Genomic DNA, 25,516 nt, shown 5'->3' with positions numbered 1-25,516 from the left:
TTGAATGAATTGTTAGGCAGTGAGTGACCGCAAAGGTTGGATGATGCAACCATGCTCCCCAGCACTGCCGCCTGGACCGAGTGTGCCACAGCTTGCTTGCGGGATGGAGCTTGCCCAGCGACGCCCCGGTGCGGGCTGCTGCCGAAGACAATGCAACGAGCGCAGCGCGGAAGTGACTTACGAGGGCGAAGCACTGAACTTGCCACGCCCCGCAACGGTGATGACTGCCGCCCGGAGCCGACCGCATGCATCCCAGTCAATGCACCGAAGCCGGATCCACCAACGTGTTTGCTCCACCACTGCCTAACTAATATTGGACCGCCTAAAAGCGGTGTTGCGCCAAGTATCGACGAAGGCCGGATGGCTGGGAAGGGGGAATTCCTATTCCGTAACAGTGACTTGCCGGATAGCAACCGACAATCTTGGCGTCGATGCTGGTTGCGTTATCCGACGTGTGAGCCGGCGTATGAGTTACACCCGTGACGATGCAGGCGTAATGACGCGTCTGACCCCCAAGCTGTTGGATCAGGTCCGTGGTCGGCTGCGGCTTCGCCACTACAGCCTGCGCACCGAGCAGGCGTATGTGGGCTGGATCCGACGCTTCATCCTGGCCAACGGTAAACGGCATCCAGCGCAGATGGGGCAGGCAGAGGTCGAGGCGTTTCTCACCGACCTGGCGACGCGGGGCCAGGTGTCGGCCGGAACGCAGAATCAGGCGCTGGCGGCACTGCTGTTCCTGTATCGCGAGATCCTGGGCCTGGAGTTGCCCTGGATGGAAAACCTGGTGCGCGCCAAGCGACCGCGGCGCATTCCGGTGGTGCTCTCGGTCGAGGAGGTGACGCGCCTGCTGACGATGCTGGAGGGGGCGTGTCGGCTGATGGCGGGGCTGCTCTACGGCAGCGGGATGCGGTTGCTGGAATGCCTGCGGTTGCGGATCAAGGATGTGGACATGGTGCGTTGCGAGATCGCGGTGCGCGACGGAAAAGGCGGCAAGGATCGGCGGGTGCCGCTGCCGCGCAGCCTGCGAGGGGAATTAATGCAGCAGCGCGAGCGGGCGCTGCTGCTGCATGCCGCTGATCTCGCCGAGGGAGCAGGACGGGTGTTCCTGCCGCATGCGTTGGCGCGCAAGTATCCCACTGCCGATGTCGAGCCCGGCTGGCAGTATCTGTTCCCCGGCGCGCGTCGATCGGTGGATCCGCGCAGTGGCCGAGTTGGTCGGCATCACGTATCGGAAGAGGTCCTGCAGCGTGCGGTACAGGCGGCACGGCGCCGTGCCGGGATCGACAAGCCGGCGACCTGCCACACCCTGCGGCATTCGTTCGCCACGCATCTGCTGGAGGCCGGCCACGATATCCGCACTGTGCAGGAGCTGTTGGGCCACAAGGATGTGGCAACCACGCAGATCTACACGCATGTGCTGGGGCGCGGAGCGTCGGCGGTGCGCAGCCCGCTGGATGGGCTGCATCTCAGCGGTGGGTGACGTTGCCGCCAATAAGAGCAGCGATCAAAACGACTGCGCAGCCGCCAGGCGTGCGCGGCCGGTGCCCGGAATCGGCATGTACGCCCTACGCGCCGGTTTCGAGCGCTGTCCGCCCACCTGACGGCTGCTCGCTACGTTTTGTTAGCGGCTCTAAAAAGCCACCCAACGCTGGGTTTGCAGTCACGCATCGGGAAGGAAGTCCCTTCCATCGTCCGATGCCGGGATACGACGAAGACCGCTAAATATCCGCGGTCTTCATCGCAATGCCTCAGCCGTCCAGCATCGCCTTGTCGCGTACCGCGCCCTTGTCCGCACTGGTCGCCAGCAACGCGTACGCCTTCAGCGCGGTGGTGACTTTGCGTGGGCGCACTTCCACCGGCTTCCAGCCCTTGGCGTCCTGCTCGGTGCGGCGTGCGGCCAGTTCTTCGTCGGAGACGAGCAGGTCGATCGAGCGCTTGGGGATATCGATGAGAATCTTGTCGCCGTTGCGCACCAGGCCGATCGCACCGCCTGCGGCGGCTTCCGGCGAGGCGTGGCCGATCGACAGGCCCGAGGTGCCGCCGGAGAAGCGGCCGTCGGTGAGTAGTGCGCAGTGTTTGCCCAGGCCCTTGGATTTCAGGTAGCTGGTGGGGTAGAGCATCTCCTGCATGCCGGGGCCGCCCTTGGGGCCTTCGTAGCGGATCACCACCACGTCGCCGGCTTTGACTTCGTCGGCGAGGATGCCTTTCACTGCCGAATCCTGGCTCTCGTAGACGCGGGCATTGCCTTCGAAGACGTGGATGGATTCGTCCACGCCGGCGGTCTTCACCACGCAGCCATCGCGGGCGATATTGCCGTACAGCACGGCCAGGCCGCCTTCCTGCGAGAACGCATGCGCAACATCGCGGATGCAGCCTTCGCTGCGGTCGGTGTCCAGGGTGTCCCAGCGCGTGGCCTGGCTAAACGCAATCTGCGTGGGAATGCCGGCCGGGCCGGCCTTGTAGAACGTATGCACCTTGTCGTCGTCGACCTGGGTGACATCCCATTGCGCGATGGCGTCGGCCAGGGTGCGTGTGTGCACGGTGGCTGCATTGGTGTGCAGCAAGCCGCCACGTGCTAGTTCGCCGAGGATGGACATGATGCCGCCAGCACGGTGCACGTCTTCGATGTGGTACTTGGGCGTGTTCGGTGCCACCTTGCACAGCTGCGGCACGCGCTTGGACAGGCGGTCGATATCGCGCATGCCGAACGGCACCTCGCCTTCCTGCGCGGCAGCCAGCAGATGCAGGATGGTGTTGGTGGAGCCGCCCATGGCGATGTCCAGCGTCATCGCGTTTTCGAACGCTTCGAAGGTGGCGATGCCGCGCGGCAGTGCGGTGGGGTCTTCGCCGCCGTACCAGCGATGGCACAGTTCCACCGCCACGCGCCCGGCGCGCAGGAACAGCTGCTCGCGGTCGGCATGCGTGGCCACCACAGTGCCATTGCCTGGCAATGAAAGACCCAGCGCTTCGGTGAGGCAGTTCATCGAGTTGGCGGTGAACATGCCCGAGCACGAGCCGCACGTGGGGCAGGCGCTGCGTTCGAACTCGGCGACCTTTTCATCGGAGGCGCTGTCGTCGGCGGCGATCACCATCGCGTCGATCAGATCCAGATTATGGTCGGCCAGCTTGGTCTTGCCGGCTTCCATCGGCCCGCCGGAGACGAACACGGTGGGGATGTTGAGGCGCAAGGCGGCCATCAACATGCCGGGGGTGATCTTGTCGCAGTTGGAGATGCACACCAGCGCGTCGGCGCAATGCGCGTTGACCATGTACTCGACCGAGTCGGCGATGATTTCGCGGCTGGGCAGCGAATACAGCATGCCGTCGTGGCCCATCGCGATACCGTCGTCCACGGCGATGGTGTCGAACTCCTTGGCCACGCCGCCGACACGTTCGATCTCACGTGCCACGAGTTGCCCAAGATCCTTCAGGTGCACATGCCCGGGCACGAACTGCGTGAACGAATTGGCGATGGCAATGATCGGCTTGTGGAAATCGCCATCCTTCATGCCGGTGGCGCGCCAGAGTGCGCGGGCGCCCGCCATGTTGCGGCCGTGGGTGGAGGTCTTGGAGCGGTATTCGGGCATGGCGGGATCGACAACGTGAGCGAGCGGTGGCTGGCAATTAGACCGCGCCAGGACTGTTGCTGCTGCAACCGTCGCGGCGCGTTCCGGTGATCTCGCACGGTAGCACGCAGCTGCCGGGTGAACGGGCGGCCAAACGTGACTGCCATTGGGGCGATGACATCAAACGTCGAGCACGCCATTCCGCTGCGCCAAACGGTTCATCCATGCGCAGCAATAGCGCAGGCGCCCGCCTGGCGGCTGCGCAGTAGTTTTGATAGCTGCTCTTAGAACCTGTTCACGATCTTCTGAGTAATAGTGCCAAGAAGGCCAAATGGATGAACTGCAGGCTGGTGTTGAGTTTGCGCTCGCAGTTCTTCCATAGCCTTCGGTTCTTCTCCAGCCAAGCAAAACTACGCTCGACGATCCATCGCTTGGGCATGACCTTGAAGGTGTGCAGTTCGCTGCGCTTGGCAATCTGCACCGTGAGCTGCTCGCCTAAAATCTCTCGCGCGCCGTCGGCAAACCGTACTCCGGTGTAACCGCTGTCGCACAGTAAGCTTCGTACATGCATCAAGTTTGACTGGCAGCGCTCCAACGCCTGCAGCGCACCTTTGCGATCGGTCACCTCCGCCGTCGTCACCGCGATTGCATGGGGCAATCCCTGAGTATCAACAGCGATATGCCGCTTGATGCCCGACACCTTCTTGCCCGCGTCATATCCCTTTTGCCCCGCTGTGTCCGTGTTCTTTACGCTCTGCGCGTCCACGATCAAGAACCTGGTGCAGGCGTTGCGCTCCTGTCTGGCGCGGGCCACGCCAACCTGATTTTTTAAGTGCCTGCTCCAGCAGGCTCACTCCCTCATCGTTGCACTCGCTCCACTTGGCAAAGTACGAGTGCACGGTCCGCCACTTCGGAAAGTCGCTGGGGAGCGCTCGCCATTGGCAACCGGTTCGCAGCACGTACAACACTGCGCACCACACCTCATACACGTCCACACGGCGTGGCTTGGTGCGCTTACGCGCTTGTTCCAGGATCGGCAGCACGTGTTCGAACTGCTCCCGGCTCATGTCGCTCGGATAGGTCTTTTGGCGCATCCGCATAGTCTGCACTGATCAGGAAAGATCGTGAACAGGTTCTTAGACTGTGCGCATGACCTCCACTCTGTCGTGCCGCTCCGGCTGTGCCGCGTGCTGCATTGCCCCGTCCATCAGTTCGCCGATTCCGGGCATGCCGCACGGCAAGCCGGCCGGTGTGCCGTGCGTGCAGTTGGATGCGCAGTGGGGCTGCCGCCTGTTCGGGCAGCCGAGCCGCCCGGCGGTCTGTGCCAGCCTGCGTCCTTCGTTGGAGATGTGCGGCAGCTCGCGGACGCAGGCACTGGCGATGCTCGCCGCCCTGGAGCGCGCGACAGAGCCTTGAATGTGAGGCGCGTTGTGCCGTTGCGCACGGCCGACTGGAGCGCCGCGCTGGAACTGCAGGGATCGCTGCGGCTTAGCTGCGCCGCTTTGCGCGTTCCAGGTCAATCTGGGCAATGCTTGCATCGGTGTGATCGACCGGCGCATCGCTCTGATGGACACGCCAACCTAGGCGCTGCATGCCGCGCAGCGTTGCCGCATGCGGTGCATCCGCCGTAGCCGGGTGCGGTGACCAGGCTGCCTTCTTGGGCCTGCACTTGCACAGATGCCAGCCGGTCAGCCTGACCATTGCCGCACAGCGCAGTGCCACCAGCGACTATCGCGCTTCACAGCGCGGCAGGCAGGAAACACTGCCAAGCCACATAGCCGATGCAGGACGGCGAAGAAGCGCCAGCACCGCGTTCAACCGTTGCCGTTCGCCTTGCGACCGGCGAACACCCGCCTGATGCCGGCGCCCAGCGCCAGCACGCCGAACAACACCAGCTTCCAGCCCTTGGCCAGCAGCAGGCCCAGCTTGGCGAACAGCCCGGCCTTGGCCGCCAGGCCGCCGCCGATCAGGCCGGCCAGGCCATAGCTGGCAATCTTGTCGGTGGAGGGGTTGTGGTCGGCATAGCGCGCGCCCTGGTCGAACTCGGTCATCGGCAGCAGCTGCTGCATGCCCTGGCGCACTTGGTCGAGCTGGCCGATGCCGGCGACGGCGTTGAGGCTGAGATAGCCGCTACGGCCCAGCACGCGTATGTCGTAATTCAACGTGTGCTGCTGGGCGCCGTCGAAGCGCAGCTCCTTGGCCCAGTAGAGCTTCTTGCTGCCGGCGTCGTAGCGCGGCGGTACCGCCCAGCCGAGCAGGTCGACCGTGCCGTAGCCCTGTTCGCGCCGCGCAGCGTTGTCTTCGGCGGTGCCTTTCTGCATGTCGGCCAGCAGTTCGCTGTAGTCGATCTTGGCGGCATCCTCGTCGGACACATAGCCCTCATCGCTATAGGTCACCACCACCGCCCAGCTGTCTGGTGCATCCAGCGCAGGCGTGCGCGGCACGATCATGCCCAGCACGCTGTCGTCGGGCGGGTTGCCCCACAGCTGTTCGAGCACACGGCGCGTGTCGGCCTTGTCCAGGTAACGGAAGGCCGGGTCCAGATCGAAATGCGCCTTGGCCTGCGGCACGGCGATGTGGCCATCGCGGTACTGCAGCGCAGCCAGCACTTGCGCTTCGTCGACGGCGTCGGCCGGGATGGCGAACAGCGGGCTTGCGACAAGCAGGCAAGCGGCCAGCAGGCCGCGCAGGACAACGGTAGTGTGCATGCAGGTCGAATCCATTCGATGGCAGCGTCCCCACGCCGCAGGCCGCCGATTCTGCCACGCGTTCACATGGCAGACAACGGGTCAGCCCGCGCTGGCCGCGCCCAGATACTGGTCCTTGAGCCGCACATAATGCTGCGCCGAATAGTGCAGGCTTTCGATCTCCTGGTCGCTGAGGCGGCGCGCCAGCCGGGCCGGATTGCCCAGCCACAATTCCGCTTCGCCAACCACCTTGCCCGGGCCCACCACCGCGCCGGCACCGACAAAGCCGTAGCGTTTGATGGTGGCGTTATCGAGCACGCAGGCGCCCATGCCGATCAGGCACAGGTCTTCGATGGTGCAGGCATGCAGGATGGTGCCGTGGCCCACGGTGACGTCTTCGCCGATCACGGTCGGGTAGCCGCCCTTGTTGAACGGGCTGTGGTGGCTGACGTGGATGATGGTGCCATCCTGCACGTTGGTGCGCGCGCCGATCTGCACATGGTTGACGTCGCCACGAATCACCGTGCCCGGCCATACCGACACGTCGTCGCCCAGCTGCACCTTGCCGATAATGGTGCAAGCCGGGTCGACATAGACGCGCGCGCCCAGCTGCGGGGTGTGTTCCAGAAACGGGCGAATGGGGGTCACGGCACTCTCCGGCAAGTTAGCGTGCCGCCAACTGCGGGCACAGGTGGATGATACCTGTGCGGTGCGTGTTGCTGCGGCGGTGCTGCGCGATGGATGCAGATGCATGGATGCGGGGTGTGGATGCTTGGAGGCGGCGCGTTTCGATGCGTCTTGGGTGAAGCTGTGTGTATCGCTGCAAGTGAGTCGCGCGTTTGAAGTCATATGCGATGCTGTTGCTTGGGCATGCGGTGTATCCGGCGATCTGACGGGGGGACGCAGCGCGTCCGCTAACCACGATGCGTGCCTGGTCAGTAACAACTGACAAAACGATTGCGCGACCGCCAGGCGGGCGCGTCCGGTTATCGGAATCGGCATCGGCCGCTCGTACGCTCCGATTTTGAGCACATAGTCCATGACTACCTGACGACTGTTCGCCACGTCTTGTTAGCCGCTCTAGTCGCATGGATCTTTGTCGCGTTGCTAGTCGCCGGTATGTGCGTTGCGCAAGGTCGCGCGACAGTGCGGACAATCACCCCACACGCGCGTCAGAGCGATCTCGAACAGCTAGCGCGGTAGCGATGCGGCGATGAACGATGCTACCGCGCAGGATCCGGTTGCCCGTCGTGCTCCATGCCTTGAGGCGCACCACACAATGCAGACACCACATCCGAACCTGGTGCTGCGCAAGCGAAGCTCATTGGGTCTGCATCCGATAAGCGCACACCACTGCGGGGATCAGCCTTGAACGGCACCCGCAATCGGCCTAGCGTGCAGGCCATTGCGACGTATCGGTTGCGTCTGTCGCAACACACACGGTTTTCGAGGGTGCGCCCGCACGGTGCCCCAGGCGCAGCGTGGATGCGCCCGTGCAACCGCTGCGCCACATCAGCCCCCCTCACAGGACACGCCAATGCTTCAAAGCACGCCAACTTCCGCGCACTTTGTTCTGGAGCGCATGACGCCGTTCCAGTGGAGAGCCCTGGCGGTGTGTGTGCTGCTGACGATGCTCGACGGCTTCGACGTGATGGCGATGGCGTTCACCGCCCCGCACGTGTCGGCGGACTGGCAGTTGTCCGGGAAGCTGCTGGGAGCGCTGTTCAGTGCCGGGCTGGTCGGCATGGCGGTCGGCTCGCTGGTGCTGGCGCCGTGGGCAGACCGCATTGGCCGTCGTGCGCTGATCCTGGTGTGTCTGGCCATCCTGACTGTCGGCATGGGCGCATCCGCACTGGCAGGCAGTGCCTGGCAGCTGGGCGCACTGCGGGCGTTCACCGGGGTCGGCATCGGCGGCATGCTGGCCTGCGTGGCGGTCACTGCCGCCGAATATTCCACTGCACGCTGGCGCAGCACGGCGACGGTGCTGCAGGCCACCGGTTACCCGGTCGGGGCGACGATTGGGGGCGCGATCGCCGCGCTGCTGTTGCAACACTGGTCCTGGCCATCGGTGTTCTGGCTTGGCGCGTTCGGCGCGTTGCTCTGCGTCCCGCTGGTACTGGCCTGTTTGCCCGAATCGCTGGAGTTCCTGATCGCCCGCCGGCCGGCCAACGCGCAGGCGCGCTTCAACGCGGTGCTGGCACGCATGGGGATGCCGCCGCATGCGCAGTTGCCACTGCCACCTGCGCAGGCGGCCGGGCACGTGCAGGGGTATGCGGCCCTGTTCGTAGGTGCGCTGCGGCGGCAATCGCTGTTGATCGCGCTGGCATTTTTCTTGTTGATGTTCGCGTTCTACTTCGTGCTCAGCTGGACTCCCAAGCTGCTGGTGACCGCGGGCCTGTCGGCTGCCCAGGGTGTCACCGGTGGGGTGCTGTTGAATCTGGGCGGCATTGTGGGCGGCACGCTGTTTAGTTGGCTGGCCCTACGTGGCCGCTTGTCGTGGCTCACCGCTGGCGCACTGGTGCTGGTGGCGGTGGGGATGGTCGCATTCGGGTTGAGCAGCACGGTGCTGAGTTGGGCATTTGCCACTGCGTTGCTGACCGGTGCCGCGCTGACGGCAGCGATGGGTGGGCTCTATGCGGTGGCGCCGGTGGTGTTCACCGCGGCGGTGCGCTCCACCGGCATGGGCTGGTCGATCGGGATCGGGCGGCTGGGCGCGATTGTCTCGCCGCTGTGCGCCGGGGTGCTGCTGGATGCCGGGTGGTCGCCGGCCATGTTGTATCTGGCCTGCGGCGTGCCGTTGCTGTTCGCCGCTGCCGCGGTGGTGGCGATGCGCCTGCCGGAGCGCTGAACTGCTCCGCGGGCGTTGCCCATTGCCGGTTGGGGAGGCGGCTGCGGTTGCGCCCGGTCCAAAGAATTCTGCGCGGCTGCCGATAACTCAGCAGACCCGCCACGCCTGTGGTGGGCGCTACGCGGACCACTTGCAGACCAGCGCCGGCATGCTCAGAACCATCGACTCCGACCAACTCCGCCCCGGCATGTATGTCTACAAGCTGCTGGGCGCGTGGGTGCACCATCCGTTCTGGAAGACCTCGTTCCTGGTCGATGCCGACGACGTGGGCAAGATCCACGACAGCCGCATCGAGCAGCTGGTGATCGATACCACACGTGGGCTGGACGTGGAAGCGGCTGCGCCCGCCGCGGTGGAAGAGCCCGCTCTGACGGCGCCCGCGCCTGCAGCCTCCGAACCCTCGGTCGCTGCGCCTGTCGAACGCGCCGCACGCGCCACTAACGTTGCGCCCAAGGTGGGCATCGAAGCCGAAGTGGTGCGTGCACGCCGCATCTTCGAAGACGGCCGCAGCGTGGTGGAAGAAATGTTTCGCGACGTGCGGCTGGGCCGCACTGTCGACACCGAGGCGGCGATGCCGCTGGTGGAGGCCATCAACGATTCGGTGCTGCGCCATCCGCAGGCCTTGATCAGCGTGGCGCGGCTCAAGACCGCCGACGATTACACCTACCTGCATTCGATGGCGGTGGCCGGCCTGATGAGCGGGTTGGCGCGCCAGCTCGGCCTGCCCGATGCGCAGGTGGTGGAGGCGGCGATGGGCGGCCTGCTGCACGACATGGGCAAGGCGGTGACGCCGCTGGATATCCTCAACAAGCCCGGCAAGCTCACCGACGAAGAAATGGACGTCATCCGCCGGCATCCGCTGGATGGCCATCGCCTGTTGTTGGCCGGCGGGGTGCAGAACGCGGTGGTGCTGGAAATTGCCTTGCATCACCACGAAAAGATGGATGGCAGTGGCTACCCAAAGGGCCAGGTAGGCGAAGAGATCTCGCTGATGTCGCGCATGGGCGCGGTGTGCGATGTCTACGATGCGATCAGCTCTGACCGGCCCTACAAGCGCGGCTGGGACCCGGCCGAATCGCTCAAGCGCATGGCCTCATGGACGGGGCACTTCGACCCGGTGGTGTTCCAGGCCTTCGTGCGGCGGCTGGGCATCTACCCGGTGGGCTCACTGGTGCGGCTGGAGTCGCAGAAGCTGGCGGTGGTGATCGAACAGGCTGCCGAGTCCCTGCTCAAGCCGAAGGTGCGGGTGTTCTATTCGGCCAAGCTGCGCAGCCACGTGCTGGTGCAGGACATCGATCTGTCGCGTGCGGAGTGCCAGGACCGCATCGTGCAGATGGAAAGCCCGACTGATTGGGGCTTCCGCGATCTTGAGAAGCTCTGGCTGCCGTAAGGCGTCTTGAACGTTTGACGCTGTGCGGAGAGCTGCTGGTACACGCGCGGTAGTAGTCGCCGGGCCGTGTGCCGGATCAGCGCTGCGCAGCTGGGAGCCGCGTGGCGCTTTATCGCGCCCAGGCGCGCTCCTCCTCCAGGGCCTGGTGCGTCACGCGCCCCTGTAGCGCGCTCTGCAGCCGTCGCCGGTCGCGGTGACCACCGAGTGCTGCAGCGGCGCGACGCTGCTGCTGCGCGCGCCAAGAGTCCACCGTGCGCCACCAGCCCGGCACTGCCGGCGACCCGGCCGTGCTGCCGTCGCAGGCCACGATGCGCCTGGGCCTCTTCCCCAGCGCCATCTCACGCCCTCAGGCGCTTGCCATGACATGGGCTTTTCCTCGTCTGGACAGGCGCTCACCACTACCAGCGGCCGCCAGCTCGGCGCCTAGCGAGCGCGACCATGCTGCGCTGCAGCTTGGCAATGTAGTTATGGTGCATAACTATTCCGGAACGCAATCATTGGCGCCCGGATCTCCATGCCGTACCCGCACCTGGACCATTTCGCTTTCCCGCCGCCGGTGCGGCGCCGGTGCGTGGTCTCCAGCATGGGCACTGCAGTGGCCGGCGTGTTGCCGCTTTGGGTCGCACAGCAGGCTGACCGCGCAACGCAAGCGATACCGGCACGCCCCGCCACGTCTACAATGCGGCTCACGTCGCGGGCCGGCGTTGCAGGCGCCTGGCGCGCCGCTCCCTGGTTCGGTGATGGCCCTTGTCGCGAGAATCCACATGCCTGCCACGTCCAGCGCCGTGCTGCTCCCCGATCCTGTTGCCACGGTGGACCAGACGCGCCTGCTGCGGTTGCTGGGCTACCGCATCACCCGCACCGAGCTGCTGGTGCGGCGCATGTTCCAGGATTGCGTGGCTGCCTTCGAGCTCAAGCCGGTCGACTTTTCGCTGCTGATGCTGGTGGATGGCAACCCGGGCATCAATCAGCGCCAGATCGGCGACGTGCTGCATGTCTCGGCGCCGAATCTGGCCATCGTGGTGGCCCGTCTGGTGAAGCGGCGCCTGCTGCGGCAGGTGCGTGGGCGCCAGGACCGTCGCATGCAGCATCTGTCCTTGACTGCCACCGGGGCCAGCCTGCTGGCGCAGGCCGAAGCGGAGGTGCTGCGCATGGAACAGCAGCTCAGTGTGGTGCTCGGCCCCAGCGAAGCGCCGTTGCTGCGCGCGCTCGATCGCCTGGATCGCCTCGACACGCTGTAACCGACCACGCGCGCGCATCGCGCGATGGCACGTGCAGTACACCACGTATCCGCCAGTCCAGACTGCGATCCACGTTCAGTGGTCGTCGCGCTCTCAATCCAGGCGCCGGGTACTGGTCGCTGGTGCCCAACTCCGCGGTCACCGCATTGCCCACGCCGCATTGGGAGATCAGTGCGCGCCTGAACTACATCGACACCTTGCGCAGCGACCGCCGGCCCAATCTTCCCGATGGCGTTGCGTTCCGCAATGGCCAGGCCGGCGATGCGGCCTGGATCAACTTCACTACCTCATGGGAGGTAGTGAGCGATGTGCGGGTCGGCATCAACGCCGACTCCCTCACCCAGTTGCGCGACAACCGCAGCAATGGCCAACGCGTGGCTAACAGTCGACAGCCCGCGTTCCATGCCGACCCGGACGGTGCCTGGCGCGTGGATGCCAACAATCTGTTGTTCGCCAATCTCTATCTGCCGGTGGAGGTCAAAAACGCGGCCTCCGGCAGCAACCTCAATGTGCAGTTCGTCCACGTGTTCTAGCGCCGGTGATGCCGGCAACTTCGGAGAAGGCAATGCGCTTGTTGAACAAGACCATCGTGGTGACCGGCGTGGCATCGGGCATTGGTGCGGAAGTGGCGCGCCTGGCGCGCTTTGAAGGCGCAACCGTGATCGGCATCGATCGCACGCCGGTGCATATGAGCCTGCACGGCTTCCATCAGGCCGACCTGGGCGATCCCGCTGCGATCGATGCGCTGGTGCAGGCACTGCCGGAACGGATCGACGCGCTGGCCAATGTGGCCGGCGTCCCCGGCACCGCGCCGCTGGAGGCGGTGGCGCGGGTCAACTACCTGGGCCTGCGTCACCTCAGCCACGCGCTGCTGCCGCGCATCAGCCGTGGCGGCGCCATCATCAACGTCGCCTCGATTCTCGGCGCCGAATGGCCGCAACGGCTGGACCTGCACAAGCAGCTGGCCGCCGCTGCCAGTTTTGCCGACGGCAGCGCGTGGCTGGCCGCGCACCCGGTTGCGCACGACACCTGCTATCAGTATTTCAAGGAAGCCCTGATCGTGTGGACCTTGCTGCAGTCATGGCCGTGGTTCGCCGATCACGGCGTGCGCGTCAACAACGTCTCGCCCGGGCCAGTATTCACCCCGATCCTGGGCGACTTTGCCGCGATGCTTGGCGCCGAGCGTGTGCAGGAAGACGCCAAACGCATGCAACGCCCCGCGTATGCCGACGAGGTGGCCGAGGCGATCGTGTTCCTGGCATCGGACGCCGCGCGCTGGATCAATGGCATCACCTTGCCGGTCGATGGCGGCCTGGCATCCACCACTCTGTAAGTCCCCTTGGACCCCCAACCAGCAGGAGGCTCGACCATGCATGCGCTCCCCAGCATTGCGACACCCACGACCGCCACACCGGCGTGGCACGGCTGTATCTTCAATGGCGACTGGGTTCCCGGTAGCGGCGGTACGCTGCAGATCCATGAGCCGGCCACCGGCGGCCTGTTGCACGAGGTCGGCAAGGCCGATCTATCCGATGTGGAGGCCGCCATTGCGCAGGCCAAACATGCCCAACGTGCTTGGGCAGCCACCTCGCCGCGCGAGCGTGCAGCGGTGTTCCACCGCGCTGCGCAACTGATGGAAGCGCACCGCGCCGAGGCCACCTTGCTGATCGCGCGTGAGACCGGCGGCATCATGCCCAAGGCCGAGCGCGAGGTGGGCGAGGCGATTGCCTACTACCAGCAAGCGGCCGGGCTGCCGCTGCAGGCGATGGGCCAGGTGCTGCCAACCGCCGCAGGCCAGCTCAGCCTGGCCAGGCATCTGCCGCTGGGCATCATTGCGGTGATCTCGCCGTTCAACTTCCCGCTGATCCTGTCGCTGCGGTCGGTGGCACCGGCGCTGGCCATGGGCAATGCGGTGATCCTCAAACCAGACCCGCGCACGCCGTATACCGGTGGTGTGATCATCGCCCAAGTGCTCGAAGAAGCCGGGCTGCCCAAGGGGCTGCTGCACGTGCTGCACGGCGGCGCCGACATCGGCCAGGCCCTGGTCGAAGCGCCGGACGTGCCGATGATTGCCTTCACCGGCTCCACCGCCGCCGGGCGCCGGATCGGCGAGCTCGCCGGCCGTCACCTGAAAAAGGTGGCGCTGGAACTCGGTGGCAATAACGCAGTGATCGTGCTCGACGACGCCGACCTGGAGCGCGCCGCATCGGCGATCGCCTTCGGTGCGTACCTGCATCAAGGCCAGATCTGCATGGCCACCGGCCGCGTGCTGGTGCAACGCGGTGTGGCCGACGCGCTGACCAAACTGCTGGCCGACAAGGCACGCCATCTGCCGGTGGGTGACCCGGTCAGCGGCACGGTGGCGCTGGGTCCGATCATCGACCAGCGCCAGCTGCAGCGCGTGCTGGACATCGTCGATGACAGCATCGACGCCGGCGCGGTGGTCGAAGCCGGCGCCACCCATGACGGCCTGTTCTATGCAGCGACCGTGTTGTCGAACGTGCGCCCGGGCATGCGGGTGTTCGATGAAGAGGTGTTCGGCCCGGTGATCAACATTACGGTGTTCGACACCGACGAAGAAGCCGCGGTACTGGCCAACCACGGCGAATACGGCCTGGTGGCAGGCATCATGTCGGCGTCGGTGTCGCGCGCCATGGCGCTGGGCGAGCAATTGCACACCGGCCTGCTGCACATCAACGACCAGACCGTGGCCGATGAGGTCATCAATCCATTCGGTGGCACGGGCGCCTCTGGCAACGGCACCAGCGTGGGTGGGCCGGCCGACTGGGAGCAATACATGCACTGGCAGTGGCTGACGATCAAGCACGCGGTGCCGCAGTACCCGTTCTGAGTGTGCGGCTGATGCCCGGCCGGTGGCTTACCCCGCCGCACGGAAGTGCGATGGGGAGCAGCCGGCGTGCCGGGCGAAAAACCGGCTGAAGTACGCAGCGTCGAAAAATCCAAGGTCGCCGGCTACCTGCTGCACGCTCATGCTGGTATAGCGCAGGCTGCGCCGGGCTTCCAACATGAGCCGGCGTTGCAGCAACTGCAGCGCCGAGGCGTTGGCCAGGCGCTGGCACACCGCGTTGAGATGCCCGGGCGTGAGCCCTACCTGCGCGGCATAGCGGGCAATGGACCAATGCGCGCGGTAGTGCACATCGATCAAGGCCTGGAAGCTGCGCAGATGCCGCAGGCCTGGGTCGGCATGTGCACTGGTGATTGCGTGGTCGTGGGCCTTTTCCAGCGCCGTGCGCGCGCACCAGACCAGCAGTTGCGCGGCTGCTGCCTGCATCGCCGCCTCGCGGCCGATGCGTTGCCGTGCGTGGTCGTCGGCAATGCTGGCAAAGACAAGATCGAGCAACGGGCGGCTGCGCCCAGCCGCAAGTAGCTGGGGAGACGTTAACGCCTGACGCAACGCAGGTGCACCCTGCACGGTGGCGTGCACCAGCGGCATGCACAACGTGGCGATATGCCCGCGCACCCGCGGATCGAAATTGAAGCCATGCACGCACATCGGTGGCAACCAGATCACCGTGGCACCGCCGATGCGCTGTGTGCGGCCATCCAAATGCACGGTGGCCGGGCCACGTTGCACATAGAGCAACTGCGCCAGTTCGTCGTGGCGGTGTGGCGCAATCCGCCAATCATGCAGCCGGCTGCGCGCACCGATCGATTCCCAGTGCAGCAGATCCGGCACCGCCACGCCGTGTTCGCCATACAGGCCGAACGCTGGAACCGCTGCAGCTGCAGATACATCACGCACGCGAGTGGGCATCGTCGAAAAGTCCAAGCACTGCCGGCAATCATCCCTTCAATCGGGCGGCATGGCTACCGACACTGCAACCATCGTCGCTGAAGGAACTCCGTATGCGCACCCAGGTTGCCATCATCGGCGCCGGCCCTGCCGGTCTGCTACTGGGCCAGCTGTTGGCGAACGTCGGCATCGATGCGGTGTTGATCGAGCGCCAGACGCCTGAACACGTGCTCTCACGCATTCGCGCCGGCGTGCTGGAGCAGGGCAGCGTGGCGCTGTTGCAGCACGCCGGCGTCGACGCACGCCTGCAGCGCGAAGGGCTGCGCCACAGTGGATTCGAGCTGGTCGTGGACGGCCGCCGCGAACGCATCGACCTGCAGCGCGCAGGTGGGCGCAGCGTGACTGTCTATGGGCAGACCGAGGTCACCTTCGACCTGATGCAGGCACGCGAGCGCGTTGGGCTGCGCAGCTACTATCAAGCGCAGGACGTGGCGCTGTGCGGCATCAGCAGCGCGCAGCCGGCGGTGGAATTCACCCAGCACGGGCAGCGTCATCGCGTGGCCTGCGATTACATCGTTGGCTGCGACGGCTTCCATGGCATCAGCCGCGCGGCGATTCCGCCCGAGCGGCTGCAACTCTTCGAGCGGGTGTATCCGTTCGGGTGGCTGGGGATGCTGGCCGATGTGCCGCCGGTGCATGAGGAGCTGATCTACGCACGGCACGCGCATGGTTTTGCGCTGTGCTCGATGCGCTCGCCCACCCGCAGCCGTTACTACCTGCAAGTGCCCACTGGCACGCAGCTTGCGCAGTGGGACGATCAGGCGTTCTGGTCGGAGTTGCGCGCGCGTCTGCCGGCATCGCTGGGCGAGCAGCTGGTGACCGGCGCATCGATCGAGAAGAGCATCGCGCCACTGCGCAGTTTCGTTGCCGAGCCCATGCAATACGGGCGGCTGTTCCTGGCCGGCGATGCGGCGCATATCGTGCCGCCGACCGGCGCCAAGGGCTTGAACCTGGCGCTGGCCGATGTGGGCCTGCTGGCCCAGCTGTTCGCGCGCTGGCATCAGCGCGGCGATGCGGCGGTGTTGCAGCAGTATTCGATGCTGGCATTGCAGCGGGTGTGGAAAGCCGAGCGCTTCTCGTGGTGGATGACCAGTTTGCTGCACACCTTCGAGGGCGAAGATGCATTTACTGCACGCATTCGTGATGCCGAGCTGGCGTATCTGCTGCAAAGCGATGCTGGCCGCACCACCGTGGCGGAAAATTATGCCGGCTTGCCGCTGGTCACCTTGCCTGATTGAGCCCCGCACACCAACGCGATGGCCGATCAAAGGGAAGCAAAAAGTGCCCTGGTACACGTCAAAGCGTCTAGCGGGCGAACGAGCGCGGCCGGTAGGGTGGCGGTGACGCGTGCGGAGCGCAACGTTGGCAAGGACGCGTCATTCCCCCAATCGTCGGCACTGACCGCCTTGATGGCATGCGAGCGGCAGGCTGGCCTCCCTACCCAGGAGTACCCCATGAAACAACTGTTCTCCCGCGCGCTGTTGCTGGTCATGCTGTTGGCGCCGATGGCGGCCTTCGCGCAGACCGCCGTCACCGCCAATCCCAACCACCAGAAACTGCTGATCGGCTCCAATTGGTCCGAAACCGCCAACAAGCGCCTGGTCTACGATTTCTGGCGCATCGTGTTCGAAGCCGGCCAGGTGCAGTACGCGCCGATGTACATGGACAAGAACTACATCCAGCACAACCCGAACGTGGCCAATGGCCGCGATGCGTTCATCGCCTTCCTCACCGCGTTCGTGCCGCCCACCCCGGTGCAGCCGCGCGTGCAGTTGCCGCTGGTGGCGATCACCGCCGATGGCGATCTGGTTACGCTGGTATCGGTGCGGACCTTGCCTGACCCGCGTGATCCGTCCAAGACCTACACCACCACCTGGTTCGACATGTTCCGCATCGAAAAAGGCCTGATCAAGGAACATTGGGACCCGGACACCATCGCCGGCCGTGCCAATACCGGCGGTCAGTAACCAGTGATGCGTTGCCGGCCTGCAGGTGCGGGCCGGCAATGTAGGGTGATCAGCTGATGCGGAAGCCCATGGTGGCTTCCACTGCCTGCTGCCAGCCGGCATACAACTGTTCGCGCCGCTCTTCGGGCATGTTTGGCTCGAAGCGACGATCCACCGCCCATTGTTTGGCGATTTCTTCGCGGCTGCTCCAGAATCCGGTGGCCAGGCCCGCCAGGTAGGCCGCGCCCAGCGCGGTGGTTTCGGCCACCTCCGGACGCAGCACCGGCACGTTGAGAATGTCGCTCTGGAACTGCGCCATGAAGTCGTTGGCGATCGCGCCACCGTCGGCGCGCAGCTCCTTCAGTTCGATCCCCGAATCGCTCTGCATCGCGGTGAGCACATCGCGGGTCTGGTAGGCCATCGATTCCACTGCCGCGCGCACGAAGTGTTCCTTGCTGGTGCCGCGGGTGAGGCCGAACACCGCACCGCGGATATCGCTGCGCCAGTACGGTGCGCCCAGGCCCACGAAGGCCGGGACGAAATACACGCCGTCGTTGTCGCCGGCACGCTCCGCGTAGGCTTGCGAATCACTCGCCTTGCCGAACATGCGCAGCCCATCGCGCAGCCACTGCACCACCGAGCCAGCCACGAAGATGGCGCCTTCCAGTGCGTATTCCACCTTGCCGTCGATGCCCCAGGCGATGGTGGTCAGCAAGCCGGCCTTGGAGGCCACGGCCTTGTCGCCGGTATTCATCAGCATGAAACAGCCGGTGCCATAGGTGTTCTTCGCCATGCCCGGTTCAAAGCACGCTTGCCCGAACAATGCGGCCTGCTGGTCGCCGGCAATGCCGGCGATGGGCACCTGTTCGCCGTAGAAATACTGGGTCTGGGTCATGCCATAGACCTCGCTGGAGGAGCGCACCTCCGGCAGCATCTGCGCGGGCACGTCCAGCATCTCCAGCAGCTCGGCATCCCACTCCAGGGTGTGGATGTTGTACATCATGGTGCGCGAGGCATTGGTGTAGTCGGTCACGTGCACCTTGCCGCCGGTGAGGTTCCAGATCAGCCAGCTATCGATGGTGCCGAAGGCGAGCTCGCCCTTGCGTGCGCGTTCGCGTGCGCCGTCCACGTGGTCGAGAATCCACTTGACCTTGGTGCCGGAAAAATACGCATCGATCAGCAGCCCGGTCTTGTCGCGCACCATCTGCTCATGGCCGGCGTCCTTGAGCTGGGTGCAGATGTCCTTGGTCTGCCGCGATTGCCAGACGATGGCGTTGTAGATCGGCTGGCCGGTGGCCTTGTCCCATACCACCGCGGTCTCGCGCTGGTTGGTGATGCCGATGCCTGAGATCTCGCGCGCGTCGATCTGCGCGTTGTTGAGCAGCTCGGTAATGGTGGTGTAGACGCTGGTCATGATCTCGCGCGGGTTGTGTTCCACCCAGCCCGGCTGCGGAAAGATCTGGCCGAATTCGCGCTGCGCCACGCCGGCCACCTTGCCCTGGCGATCGAACAACATCGCGCGCGAGCTGGTGGTGCCCTGGTCGATCGCAAGGACGTATTTCTTTTCCATCGTGCATTCCTCGAAACAAAGGCCGGCGCACCGCGCGCACGGCGTGACTGTCAGTGCAGCGGTGCGATCACGGCGGATCGAGTGGCGGCGTGGCGGCTTTTTGCAGGTGCAACACCCGCGCCGGCAGGAAGGGCAGGATCAGCCACTGGTAGGCGAGGGCGCCCAGCGGGCCACCGATCAATGGCCCGACGATCGGGATCCACCAGTAGTTGTCCTTGGCCGGCAGTGCGGCTTCGCCCCAGCCGGCGAAATACGCGAACAGGCGCGGGCCGAAGTCACGCGCCGGGTTCATCGCCCAGGCTTCCAGATAGCCCATCGAGGCGCCCAGAGTGGCAACCAGCAAGCCGATCATCAACGCGCCCGAGTTGGCGGTTGGCGCAGCCTCGTTGAAGCGCTCGGTGATGGCGAAGATGCCGAAGATCAGAAACGCGGTGATGATGATCTGGTCCACCAATGCATGCATCGGCGTGACCGCCAGGCCCGGCGCGGTGAAGAACACCCCGGCAGCGCCGCCGGCTTCGCGGGTGAGCTGCTGCACTTGGTTGTAGTGGTCGATCACCGGCCCGTAGAGCTGGTAGACAATCGCCGCGCCAAGAAACGCGCCGACCACTTGCGCGCCCCAGTACGGCAGCACCTTTTTCCAGGAAAAATCGCGGAACAACGCCAGCGCCAGCGTGACCGCCGGGTTGGCATGTGTGCCGGACACCGAGCCGGTGACATAGATGGCCAGCGTGACCGCCAGGCCCCAGGCAATGCACACGCCCCAGTAGGCGTTTTGATACGGGCTGGGGTCGTAGAGGATGTACATCGCCGCGACCGAATCGCCCAGCGCGATGATGATGAACATCGCCACCGCTTCGGAGATCAACTCACCAACAAGTTGACGGCTCATGGGCGGCCTTGCGCGCTGCGCGGTGCATGGCCATGGCGGTGTTGCGACGCGTCTGGCGACGCGCAAGTGTGTCTGGTTGTGCTCATCTCAATTGCCCTCCACGAAATATCCATGATGATGCGCGGCGCGCGCGCCAGGATACGTTGCCAACGACCCTTCCTCGTTGGCAACGTCAGTCACGCTGTCACGCTGTCACGCTGTCACGCTGTCACGCTGTCACGCTGTCACGCTGGCACCGCGTGCGTCTGCGCGTCGGCGTGCGCAGCGGGCTGCGTCTGCAGATACGCCTCCAGGCGCGCGCGCCCCTCGGCATCCACACGCAGGCCCAGTTTGCTGCGGCGCCACAGGATGTCGTCGGCGGTCTGCGCCCATTCGCGAGCGCACAGGTAATCCACCTCGGCCTGGTAGAGGTCCGCACCAAAATGCTGGCCGAGTGCAGCCGTGTCTTGCGCATCGCCAAGCAGCTGCTCGGCACAGGTACCGTAGTTGCGCACCAGCCGCTGTGCGGTGGCCGCCGGCAGCCAGGGACGCGCAGTGCGCACACGCTCCAGCAGGCTGGCGATGTCGCGTTGTTCGCCGCCGGGCAGGGCCTCGCCACGCGCGGTCCACGCCGGCTTGCGCGCGCCCAGGGCCTGGGTCAGCCGGTCGACCGCCTCTTCGGCGAGCTTGCGGTAGGTGGTGAGCTTGCCGCCGAACACGTTGAGCAATGGTGCGCCGTCGGTGAGCACTTCCAGCTGATAGTCGCGGGTCACTTCGGCGGCGTTGTCTTCGGCGTCGTCGAGCAGCGGACGCACGCCGCTGTAGTTCCACACCACATCCTGCGGAGTGATCTGCTGCTGGAAATACAAGTTCACCGCATCGCACAGGTACTGCACTTCGGCCGCGTCGATCTTGGGTGCGGACGGGTCGGCCTCGTAGTCCACGTCGGTGGTGCCGATCAAGGTGAAGTCGTGCTCGTAGGGAATGGCAAACACGATGCGTCGGTCGGGTTGCTGGAAGATGTACGCGTGGTCGTGGTCGAACAGCTTGGGCACCACGATGTGGCTGCCCTTGACCAGGCGCAGCGCATGCTGGTGCGGCACGGCGGCCACCTTGTCCAGGAACGACACCGCCCACGGACCAGCCGCATTGGCCAGCGCACGCGCCTGCACGGTGCGGCGGCGGCCGTCGCGGCCTTCCAGCTCCGCGTACCAGAACCCGGCATCGCGCCAGGCGCCGACGCAACGCGTACGCGTATGGATCTGGGCGCCACGCTTGGCCGCGTCCATCGCGTTGAGCACCACCAACCGCGCGTCCTGCACCCAGGCGTCGGAATACACGAAGCCGGTGCGCAGCGACTCCTGCAGCGGCTGGCCAACCGGATGGGTGCGCAGCGACAGCCGGCGCGAGCGCGGTAGGCTGCGCTTGCTGCCGCCAAGATGGTCGTAAAGGAACAGCCCGGCGCGAATCATCCAGGCCGGGCGCAGATGCGGCTGATGCGGCAGCAGGAAGCGCAGCGGCCAGATGATGTGCGGCGCGAGCCGCAGCAGTACCTCGCGTTCGGCCAGCGCCTTGCCGACCAATGCGAACTCGTACTGTTCCAGATAGCGCAGGCCACCGTGGATGAGCTTGGTGCTGGCGCTGCTGGTGTGCGCGGCCAGGTCGTCCTGCTCGCACAGGCACACCGACAGGCCGCGCCCGGCCGCGTCACGGGCAATGCCGACCCCGTTGATGCCGCCGCCGATTACCAGAAGATCGTATGTCTCGCCCATCGGTGCCTCCGTCCCGGCTCGCCCGCAACAGCGAACCTAAGTTGTCATGTTCGAACATATTCGAACATAGCACCTTGCGTAGGCGTGAAGAGGTGTATGTTGCTGATCTGCGGCTTTTGGCAACATTTTGACTATTGATCTGCGTATTTCGATAGATCTTGGCGATGGATGGATGGCGCGTGTGCCGCAGATCGCCGCAATCGCACACAAACGAACATTATCCAGGCTTGGTCGGTAACCCCGGCCCGAGCCCCGCTGCATGCCGAACAGCACCACGTACATCAGCCGCCTGCTGGACCGCCAGCGCAAGCCCTGCGGCTCCGGCCGCCCAGCCCTCAAGCGCGGGAGTCAGCCCGCGACGCCGGCCAGATGCACGCGTGTGCCAGCCTCGGCCAGCACCGTGCGCAGCTCCTCCGGCGGCGGCCGGTCGGTGAACCAGTCGTGCACCTGCGCAATCGCCCCCAGCCGCACCATCGCGTTGCGGCCGAACTTGCTGTGGTCGGCGGCCAGCAGCACCTGCCGCGAATGCTCGATGATCGCCTGGGCCACGCGCACTTCCTGGTAATCGAAATCCAGCAGCGTGCCGTCCAGGTCGATCCCGGAAATGCCGATCACCCCGAAGTCCACCTTGAACTGGCGGATGAGCTCCACCGTCGCCTCGCCGGTGACGCCCTGGTCCCGGCCACGCACCACGCCGCCGGCCACGATCACCTCGAAGCTGGGATTGGCGCTGAGCATTACCGCCACGTTGAGGTTGTTGGTGATCACGCGCAGGCCGCGGTGCTGCAGCAAAGCACGCGCCACTTCCTCGTTGGTGGTGCCGAGATTGATGAACAGCGAGGCGTCGTCGGGAATGAAGCGCGCCACCTGCGTGGCGATCTGCTGCTTCTCGCGCGCCTGCAGCGCCTTGCGCGCCGCATACGCCAGGTTCTCCACGCTGGACGGCATGCTGACGCCGCCGTGATACCGGCGCAGCACGCCGGCATCGCAGAGCAAGGTCAGGTCGCGGCGAATGGTCTGCGGCGTGACCTCAAAGCGCGTCGCCAACCCTTCGACATCGGCAAAGCCCTGTTGGCGCACCAAGGCCACCAACTGCTCCTGGCGCGGATTGAGTGCCGGCGCCGGCACGGTCCTGTAATGAGTCGACTCCATGCGCAGATCATCGCCCATGCGCGTGAGGATGCAAGCACGAGCATGGCCGCGCCGCGCTGGGCCAGACCGACCACGGCAGTGGCCGCCTGGCCACTGCGATCACTGCGTGCCATACGCACCACCGGCCAGTCGATGGATGGTGTGCGGTGGCGAAACGGTTCGACTATGACTGCCCCGAAAGGCGAGGGGGTCTGTCGCTCACACGCCGCGTTGGTGGTCGCAACGGCTCACCCCAAGCACGATGCCCGCGCGCTCAGCCGGAGCTCGCGCGGTAGCCGGTATCGATGCTGATGCTGCCGCCCACCGCACGTGACACGCACGCGCACAGCTTGCGGTTCTCGCTGCGCTGCACATCGCTGAAGAACACGTCGCGGTGGTCGATGTCGGCCGCCGTGTCGAGCACGTCCACCGCGCACAACCCGCATTCGCCGCGTCGGCATTCGGCAATCAGCTCCACGCCGGCGTCGGCCATGGCGTCGAGCATCGATACGTTCTCGGCCACCTGCACTTCCATGCCCAGTCCAGGCAACTTGACCACGAAGGCCTGTGCCGGCACCCGCCCGCTGTTGCCGAAGGTCTCGAAATGCAGGCGCGCACGCGGCCGGCCGGCGGCGTGCCACTGCTGGCGCACTGCTTCGAGCATGCCCAGCGGCCCGCAGACATAGACCTCGGCATTGGGCGACAAGGTGGCCAGTTCCGCAGCCAGATCCAGCGGGCCGGCCTGGTCGTCGCAATGTAGTTGCAGGCGTGCGCCGAGCAGCGCCTCCAGCGTCTCCACATAGGCCATGGTGTCGCGTGCGCGGCCCACGTACAGCATGCGGAACGCCTCATGCCGGCGCGCCAGCCGCTGCGCCATGCCCACGATGGGCGTCACGCCGATACCGCCGGCAATCAGCAGGATTTCCTCGCCTGCTTCATCCAGCGCGAAGTTATTGCTCGGTGGCGAAATTTCCACCACGTCGCCCGGTGCCAAGGTCCACATATGCCGCGAGCCGCCGCGGCTTTCGGGCATCTGCCGCACCGCCACCTGGTAATAGCCATCGGCGCGGGGCTCGCCCACCAGCGAATAGGACCGCACATCCTCGCGCCCCTGCAGCTGCAGGCGGAAATCCAGATGGCTGCCCACCTCGAAACTGCGCGTGTTCGCGCCCGGGTCGAGCACGATCTCGCGCACGCCCTGGCAGGCATCGGCAACACTCACCACGCGGGCGTGGTGCCAATGGGTGTCTTTACGCATGCTGATCTCCTTGCTTCGATCGCGATATGCAGGCTGCGTCTAGCCCATGCTCGGCGCACGCGCGACGTTGATCCGCTGCAGAGGCACGCGGAGCGCCTGGCCACACGGCAGGGCGCATGCACGCAGCGTGCAGAAATGTTGATGCATCGCGCATGGCCATCACCCCACCATGCGCAGGGACAGGTCGCCGGCGCGCTGTTCGCGCGCGATCAGGCGGTCGATGACGCGCCGCGCCCACATGCCGCCGGCGTCCACGTTGAGGTTGTAGAACGCGTGGTCCGGATGCGCGTCGATCGCGCGTTGCTGGGCTTCCAGCACGGCTTCGTCTTCGCCGAATACGCCGGTGACGCCTTCGCGCGTGAGCGTGGTCAATGACTGGTCATGCAGCGCGTAGTTGCGCATGAACGCCCAGAAGTAATGGCAGGTGGTGTCGGTTTCCGGGGTGATGGTGTTGAGCACGAACCCGTTGACGCCCTGGCTGCGGTCACCCTGCGGCGCGCCGGTGCCGGTGATGGCCACGCCGACATCGATGGCGATGGTGCCCGGTGCTTCGAAATGGATGATCTGCCAGCGGTCCACCTTGCCGTGGTAGTTCAGGTGCCGCGCGATCTGGCCGGCCCAGAACGGCGGCGGGTCGATGTTGTGCATCCAGCGCGACACGGTCACCGTGCGGTCGCCGTGCACCACCTCGAACGGCGCTTCGGCCACTTCGTCCTGGCCGATGCTCGAGCCATGCACGAAGGTTTCGTGGGTGAGGTCCATCAGGTTGTCCAGCACCAGCCGGTAATCGCATTTGGCATGGATGGTGCGGCCGTCGCCGGCCCAGGCCGGATCGTGCGACCAGTGCAGGTCCGGGATCAGCGCCACATCGGCCTGCGCCGGGTCGCCCGGCCACACCCACACGTAGCGGTGCTTTTCGGCCACAGGAAAGCCGCGTACGCAGGCCGAGGGGTTGATGGTTTCCTGCGAGGGCATGTGCACGCAGCGGCCCTGCGCGTTGTAGACCAGCCCGTGGTAGCCGCACACCACGTCGTCGCCGCGCAGCTTGCCCATCGACAACGGCACCAGCCGGTGCCAGCAGGCATCTTCCAACGCCACCACGGCCCCGGCGGTGGTGCGGTAGAGCACCACGTCCAGGTTGCAGAGCTTGCGCGGGGTGAGCGCGTGCTTGACCTCGTGGTCCCAGGCGACGGCGTACCACGCGTTGAGGGGGAACAGCGGCTTGGACTGTGACATGACCGTGACTCCTGGGCTTCTGGGCAACCTGGGTAAGGACTGGCGCAAGGCACTGCGCCCAACCCGAAGTTGACGCGCACTGCCGCGCTGGCGTCCGCTTGCGGGCGAAGTTATGTATACACCGGAGACAATGTTGGCGGCACAAGCGGCCGGTATTTATGTGCGATTATCGAATGAAAATTTCGA

At 65.5% G+C, this 25,516-nt stretch carries 20 protein-coding genes, 1 other RNA gene and 1 pseudogene; 11 read left to right on the top strand and 11 right to left on the bottom strand.

Translation table 11 applies throughout. The annotated features are described in order from the left end of the window. Positions 1-496 precede the first annotated feature (496 nt). Both ACCQ01_RS20565 and ACCQ01_RS20560 read left to right on the top strand, forming a co-directional pair. Positions 497-1,480: an integron integrase gene (locus ACCQ01_RS20565; RefSeq protein WP_228433114.1), complete on the top strand. Its 984-nt coding sequence runs from the start codon at positions 497-499 to the stop codon at positions 1,478-1,480. 76 nt (positions 1,481-1,556) lie between these two features. After that, positions 1,557-1,627, top strand: a non-coding RNA gene (locus tag ACCQ01_RS20560) — sX9 sRNA. Positions 1,628-1,748: 121 nt separating this feature from the next. Here the strand turns inward: ACCQ01_RS20560 and ilvD are convergent. Together ilvD and ACCQ01_RS20550 are read right to left on the bottom strand one after the other, a co-directional pair. Beyond that, entirely contained in the window at positions 1,749-3,587 is a 1,839-nt protein-coding gene (gene ilvD / locus ACCQ01_RS20555; RefSeq protein WP_012437115.1) for a dihydroxy-acid dehydratase, read from the bottom strand. Positions 3,588-3,861: 274 nt separating this feature from the next. After that, positions 3,862-4,660 (bottom strand): IS5 family transposase gene (locus tag ACCQ01_RS20550; protein WP_228433064.1). Its coding sequence is split into 2 segments (ribosomal slippage): positions 3,862-4,390 and positions 4,389-4,660, totalling 801 coding nucleotides; the frame shifts between segments, so codons are not numbered across the junction. Positions 4,661-4,715: 55 nt separating this feature from the next. Between ACCQ01_RS20550 and ACCQ01_RS20545 the strand changes: the two genes are divergently transcribed. Next, positions 4,716-4,982, top strand: coding sequence for a YkgJ family cysteine cluster protein (locus ACCQ01_RS20545; protein WP_228433065.1), 267 nt, complete (start codon positions 4,716-4,718; stop codon positions 4,980-4,982). A 398-nt stretch (positions 4,983-5,380) separates the two neighbouring features. On the opposite strand, the gene ACCQ01_RS20540 is transcribed toward ACCQ01_RS20545, so the two are convergent. Further along, positions 5,381-6,274, bottom strand: coding sequence for a DUF2167 domain-containing protein (locus tag ACCQ01_RS20540; protein ID WP_228433066.1), 894 nt, complete (start codon positions 6,272-6,274; stop codon positions 5,381-5,383). An 81-nt stretch (positions 6,275-6,355) separates the two neighbouring features. Beyond that, a complete protein-coding gene (locus tag ACCQ01_RS20535; protein WP_042597523.1) occupies positions 6,356-6,901 on the bottom strand; it encodes a gamma carbonic anhydrase family protein in 546 nt (181 codons plus the stop codon). An 889-nt stretch (positions 6,902-7,790) separates the two neighbouring features. Between ACCQ01_RS20535 and ACCQ01_RS20530 the strand changes: the two genes are divergently transcribed. From ACCQ01_RS20530 to ACCQ01_RS20505, 6 genes and pseudogenes are all read left to right on the top strand, one after another. Beyond that, the gene (locus ACCQ01_RS20530) at positions 7,791-9,101 is read left to right on the top strand and encodes an MFS transporter (protein ID WP_228433067.1); all 1,311 of its coding nucleotides are present in this window, start codon (positions 7,791-7,793) and stop codon (positions 9,099-9,101) included. Between the two features lie 148 nt (positions 9,102-9,249). Further along, complete coding sequence (locus tag ACCQ01_RS20525) at positions 9,250-10,491, top strand: HD-GYP domain-containing protein (protein ID WP_228433068.1); 1,242 nt, start codon at positions 9,250-9,252, stop codon at positions 10,489-10,491. A gap of 764 nt (positions 10,492-11,255) precedes the next feature. After that, a complete protein-coding gene (locus tag ACCQ01_RS20520; RefSeq protein WP_075285217.1) occupies positions 11,256-11,732 on the top strand; it encodes a MarR family winged helix-turn-helix transcriptional regulator in 477 nt (158 codons plus the stop codon). Positions 11,733-11,806: 74 nt separating this feature from the next. Next, positions 11,807-12,265 (top strand): annotated as a pseudogene (locus ACCQ01_RS20515) (transporter); the annotation flags it as partial. Positions 12,266-12,297: 32 nt separating this feature from the next. Next, complete coding sequence (locus ACCQ01_RS20510) at positions 12,298-13,065, top strand: coniferyl-alcohol dehydrogenase (RefSeq protein WP_011035607.1); 768 nt, start codon at positions 12,298-12,300, stop codon at positions 13,063-13,065. Positions 13,066-13,101: 36 nt separating this feature from the next. Continuing rightward, positions 13,102-14,583 carry a benzaldehyde dehydrogenase gene (locus tag ACCQ01_RS20505; protein WP_228433069.1) on the top strand — a complete coding sequence of 494 codons (1,482 nt, stop codon included), beginning with the start codon at positions 13,102-13,104 and terminating at the stop codon, positions 14,581-14,583. Positions 14,584-14,610: 27 nt separating this feature from the next. Here the strand turns inward: ACCQ01_RS20505 and ACCQ01_RS20500 are convergent, their stop codons facing one another. Next, the gene (locus ACCQ01_RS20500; RefSeq protein ID WP_228433070.1) at positions 14,611-15,507 is read right to left on the bottom strand and encodes a helix-turn-helix domain-containing protein; all 897 of its coding nucleotides are present in this window, start codon (positions 15,505-15,507) and stop codon (positions 14,611-14,613) included. Between the two features lie 92 nt (positions 15,508-15,599). On the opposite strand from ACCQ01_RS20500, the gene pobA reads away from it, so the two are divergent. Then, positions 15,600-16,784, top strand: a complete 1,185-nt coding sequence (gene pobA / locus ACCQ01_RS20495) for a 4-hydroxybenzoate 3-monooxygenase (protein ID WP_228433071.1) — start codon at positions 15,600-15,602, stop codon at positions 16,782-16,784. Positions 16,785-17,000: 216 nt separating this feature from the next. Next, complete coding sequence (locus tag ACCQ01_RS20490; protein WP_014509305.1) at positions 17,001-17,513, top strand: nuclear transport factor 2 family protein; 513 nt, start codon at positions 17,001-17,003, stop codon at positions 17,511-17,513. A 49-nt stretch (positions 17,514-17,562) separates the two neighbouring features. Here ACCQ01_RS20490 and glpK read toward each other — a convergent pair whose 3' ends face one another. From glpK to ACCQ01_RS20460, 6 genes are all read right to left on the bottom strand, one after another. Then, positions 17,563-19,062 carry a glycerol kinase GlpK gene (glpK, locus tag ACCQ01_RS20485; protein ID WP_076053336.1) on the bottom strand — a complete coding sequence of 500 codons (1,500 nt, stop codon included), beginning with the start codon at positions 19,060-19,062 and terminating at the stop codon, positions 17,563-17,565. Positions 19,063-19,129: 67 nt separating this feature from the next. Then, on the bottom strand, positions 19,130-19,954 hold the full coding sequence (locus ACCQ01_RS20480; protein WP_011035613.1) for an MIP/aquaporin family protein: 825 nt from the start codon (positions 19,952-19,954) through the stop codon (positions 19,130-19,132). Positions 19,955-20,178: 224 nt separating this feature from the next. Beyond that, on the bottom strand, positions 20,179-21,705 hold the full coding sequence (gene glpD, locus ACCQ01_RS20475) for a glycerol-3-phosphate dehydrogenase (RefSeq protein WP_228433072.1): 1,527 nt from the start codon (positions 21,703-21,705) through the stop codon (positions 20,179-20,181). 348 nt (positions 21,706-22,053) lie between these two features. Further along, positions 22,054-22,875 carry a DeoR/GlpR family DNA-binding transcription regulator gene (locus ACCQ01_RS20470; RefSeq protein ID WP_012437127.1) on the bottom strand — a complete coding sequence of 274 codons (822 nt, stop codon included), beginning with the start codon at positions 22,873-22,875 and terminating at the stop codon, positions 22,054-22,056. 235 nt (positions 22,876-23,110) lie between these two features. After that, complete coding sequence (locus ACCQ01_RS20465) at positions 23,111-24,094, bottom strand: PDR/VanB family oxidoreductase (protein WP_228433073.1); 984 nt, start codon at positions 24,092-24,094, stop codon at positions 23,111-23,113. 159 nt (positions 24,095-24,253) lie between these two features. Next, positions 24,254-25,330: an aromatic ring-hydroxylating dioxygenase subunit alpha gene (locus ACCQ01_RS20460; protein WP_014509300.1), complete on the bottom strand. Its 1,077-nt coding sequence runs from the start codon at positions 25,328-25,330 to the stop codon at positions 24,254-24,256. Between the last annotated feature and the right edge of the window lie 186 nt (positions 25,331-25,516).

Origin of the sequence: Xanthomonas sp. NCPPB 4037 (assembly GCF_041475695.2) — a bacterium.
In the GTDB taxonomy this organism is placed as follows: Bacteria; Pseudomonadota; Gammaproteobacteria; order Xanthomonadales; family Xanthomonadaceae; genus Xanthomonas; species Xanthomonas campestris.
Note: the sequence above shows the minus strand (reverse complement) of the source record. Positions and strands in the feature narration are given on the sequence as shown.

Bases quoted from the DNA above. Each gene is read 5' to 3' on its own strand.
- ACCQ01_RS20565 (WP_228433114.1), top strand. From the start codon at position 497: ATGACGCGTCTGACCCCCAAGCTGTTGGATCAGGTCCGTGGTCGGCTG.
- ilvD (WP_012437115.1), bottom strand. From the start codon at position 3,587: ATGCCCGAATACCGCTCCAAGACCTCCACCCACGGCCGCAACATGGCG.
- ACCQ01_RS20545 (WP_228433065.1), top strand. From the start codon at position 4,716: ATGACCTCCACTCTGTCGTGCCGCTCCGGCTGTGCCGCGTGCTGCATT.
- ACCQ01_RS20540 (WP_228433066.1), bottom strand. From the start codon at position 6,274: ATGCACACTACCGTTGTCCTGCGCGGCCTGCTGGCCGCTTGCCTGCTT.
- ACCQ01_RS20530 (WP_228433067.1), top strand. From the start codon at position 7,791: ATGCTTCAAAGCACGCCAACTTCCGCGCACTTTGTTCTGGAGCGCATG.
- ACCQ01_RS20525 (WP_228433068.1), top strand. From the start codon at position 9,250: ATGCTCAGAACCATCGACTCCGACCAACTCCGCCCCGGCATGTATGTC.
- ACCQ01_RS20520 (WP_075285217.1), top strand. From the start codon at position 11,256: ATGCCTGCCACGTCCAGCGCCGTGCTGCTCCCCGATCCTGTTGCCACG.
- ACCQ01_RS20510 (WP_011035607.1), top strand. From the start codon at position 12,298: ATGCGCTTGTTGAACAAGACCATCGTGGTGACCGGCGTGGCATCGGGC.
- ACCQ01_RS20505 (WP_228433069.1), top strand. From the start codon at position 13,102: ATGCATGCGCTCCCCAGCATTGCGACACCCACGACCGCCACACCGGCG.
- ACCQ01_RS20500 (WP_228433070.1), bottom strand. From the start codon at position 15,507: ATGCCCACTCGCGTGCGTGATGTATCTGCAGCTGCAGCGGTTCCAGCG.
- pobA (WP_228433071.1), top strand. From the start codon at position 15,600: ATGCGCACCCAGGTTGCCATCATCGGCGCCGGCCCTGCCGGTCTGCTA.
- ACCQ01_RS20490 (WP_014509305.1), top strand. From the start codon at position 17,001: ATGAAACAACTGTTCTCCCGCGCGCTGTTGCTGGTCATGCTGTTGGCG.
- glpK (WP_076053336.1), bottom strand. From the start codon at position 19,062: ATGGAAAAGAAATACGTCCTTGCGATCGACCAGGGCACCACCAGCTCG.
- ACCQ01_RS20480 (WP_011035613.1), bottom strand. From the start codon at position 19,954: ATGAGCCGTCAACTTGTTGGTGAGTTGATCTCCGAAGCGGTGGCGATG.
- glpD (WP_228433072.1), bottom strand. From the start codon at position 21,705: ATGGGCGAGACATACGATCTTCTGGTAATCGGCGGCGGCATCAACGGG.
- ACCQ01_RS20470 (WP_012437127.1), bottom strand. From the start codon at position 22,875: ATGGGCGATGATCTGCGCATGGAGTCGACTCATTACAGGACCGTGCCG.
- ACCQ01_RS20465 (WP_228433073.1), bottom strand. From the start codon at position 24,094: ATGCGTAAAGACACCCATTGGCACCACGCCCGCGTGGTGAGTGTTGCC.
- ACCQ01_RS20460 (WP_014509300.1), bottom strand. From the start codon at position 25,330: ATGTCACAGTCCAAGCCGCTGTTCCCCCTCAACGCGTGGTACGCCGTC.